The sequence below is a fragment of the Vibrio sp. OPT46 genome, assembly GCF_015163535.1.
Lineage (GTDB): Bacteria > Pseudomonadota > Gammaproteobacteria > Enterobacterales > Vibrionaceae > Vibrio > Vibrio alginolyticus.
This window is the reverse complement of record NZ_JADDYG010000010.1, coordinates 58,053-59,508: the sequence shown is the minus strand read 5'-3', so window position 1 is coordinate 59,508 and position 1,456 is coordinate 58,053. Positions and strand designations below refer to the sequence as shown.

At 42.4% G+C, this 1,456-nt stretch carries 2 protein-coding genes and 1 pseudogene; 1 reads left to right on the top strand and 2 read right to left on the bottom strand.

Going from position 1 to position 1,456, the window contains the following annotated elements:
* Nucleotides 1-141, top strand: a pseudogene (locus IQR33_RS35430) (oxidoreductase); the annotation flags it as partial.
* 77 nt (nt 142-218) lie between these two features.
* On the opposite strand, the gene IQR33_RS01735 reads toward IQR33_RS35430, so the two are convergent.
* Entirely contained in the window at nt 219-1,121 is a 903-nt protein-coding gene (locus tag IQR33_RS01735; protein WP_017633593.1) for a LysR family transcriptional regulator, read from the bottom strand.
* A gap of 80 nt (nt 1,122-1,201) precedes the next feature.
* The coding region (locus tag IQR33_RS32085; RefSeq protein WP_228013711.1) for an AraC family transcriptional regulator at nt 1,202-1,456 on the bottom strand (255 nt) is incomplete at its 5' end.

Here is a 1,456-nt window from a genome sequence, read left to right as displayed (position 1 = left end):
GAAGAGTTTGCTCAAGCGCATGGTATGTACTTCGATAATGACATTGAAGCATTCGCGCCCCCACACCCTGATGCATTAGATCAAAGCAAAACACAGCAAATAATTGATACTATTGAATTAATCTTAAGCAAACTCTATTAATAACAATTAAGAATTATCTTGAGGTTCGTTTTTATTCGGACCTTAAAAACAATGTATTCGATAAGTGAAACTTGTTATCACTTTTCCGCAAACTCCCAATAAGGTGGCGTACCATAGTATTCAGCAAAGTAATCAATAAAGGCACGCACCTTAGGCGCAATTAAACGAGAGCTTGGGTACACAGCCCAAATCCCAGCATCCATCGCTAAAGGGTGATCTTCGAGTACTTCCACTAGCTGACCACTTTGTAATTCTTGATAAACACTCCAAACCGAGTTGATAGAAATACCTAACCCGTTTACCGTCGCGTCTCTCATCGCATCACCATTATCAGTTTTAAAACGACCAGAAGTTCTTACATTGACCATTCCATCTTTTGTATTGAATGACCAATTATTCATTCCAACTAAGTTAATACATTGATGATTCGTCAAGTCTTGGGGCTTGTTAGGTCTCCCAAATTGTTCAATATAATCTGGTGATGCAACGATAATACGACGATCTGGCGCAAGCTTTCTTGCGACCAATGAAGAATCTTTCAACTCAGCGACACGAATGGCGACATCGAAACCTCCCTCAACCAGATCAATAATGGAATCAGAAAATCGGCAGTCCACGGTTAACCCTGGGTAACGCGCCATAAAACCTTTTAATGCGGGCACAATATGCAAGCGACCAAAAGTTGCAGAGGCGGTTATACGTAATACTCCCGTTGGCGCACTCTGCCCTGAGCCAACAGCTCCCCTTGCTGCCTCCACTGTTGCAAGGACCTCCTCCGCGTGAGGTAAAAAAGCCTGCCCTTCTTCAGTTAAGGAAACTTTGCGTGTGGTGCGATGAACTAAACGAACTCCTAAGCTGTCCTCAAGTTTGTTGATGTGCGCACTAGCGACAGCAGGAGAAAGTCCAAGCTCCTGACCAGCCATGCTGATGTTGTGTGTCGAAGCCAAACGGACAAATAGCTTTACATGATCGATGTTCATTTAATTTTCAATTATTTGTAAAAAATCACCATATAGAGCTTAGCATTTTCTTCCTTACGGATAGTAAATAAATACTCCAGTTAGAAAAAACTGATGGGCAGATAGAAGTCCAGCTCAAACGCCTCATCATGGCTAAGGAAATGGTTTTTATGATAGTGAACATAAGCGGGAGTAGAACGCTGCTTAAAGCCTGAATTCGGCAACCACTTTTCTAACACCATACTCAATTGAGGAAGAAGCTCTCCATATACCCCTGTTAAGCGAAAAACAGCATGCAAACCACCCGGAATCGTCATTTGATTCACGACACCGCGTACTTTAAGCGGCTTATCAAT